Here is a 435-nt window from a genome sequence, read left to right as displayed (position 1 = left end):
CGAAATACATCCAGCGCGTGCCGACTTTGATGTAGGTCACATCGCCGCACCACACTTGGTTAACCGCCGTGACATCAAACTTGCGCTTGAGCACATGCGGCGCCACCAGCGCCTCAACGCCGGAAGATTTGTACTTGTGCCGCCGCCGTTGATGACTGGCAACACCGGCTTCGCGCATCAAGCTGCGAGACATATGTCGCCCGACACGATGCCCTTTGGCTTGCAGTTCCTTGGACAGGGTGCGAGACCCTGCGGACGCTCTGGATTCCTTATGATGCTTGACCAGCACGGCCTTAAGTTTCTCCCGCTCAGGATTCACCTTGCCCTGGCGCTGACGCCAGGCGTAAAAGCTGCTGCGGGTGACTCCAAACGCCCGACAGCAATTGTTAACGCCGTACTGCTCGTCCAGCTCATTGATCAGCGAGAATGATCTTT

The 435-nt window shown here is 57.2% G+C and carries 1 protein-coding gene; it reads right to left on the bottom strand.

Going from position 1 to position 435, the window contains the following annotated elements; all coding sequences use genetic code 11:
• The coding region (locus KW838_RS29275; RefSeq protein WP_218504374.1) for an IS3 family transposase at window positions 1–435 on the bottom strand (435 nt) is incomplete at both ends.

The sequence above is a fragment of the Pseudomonas sp. PDM27 genome (assembly GCF_019219205.1).
Classification (GTDB): domain Bacteria; phylum Pseudomonadota; class Gammaproteobacteria; order Pseudomonadales; family Pseudomonadaceae; genus Aquipseudomonas; species Aquipseudomonas laurylsulfatiphila.
This window is presented reverse-complemented; position numbering and strand designations above follow the sequence as displayed.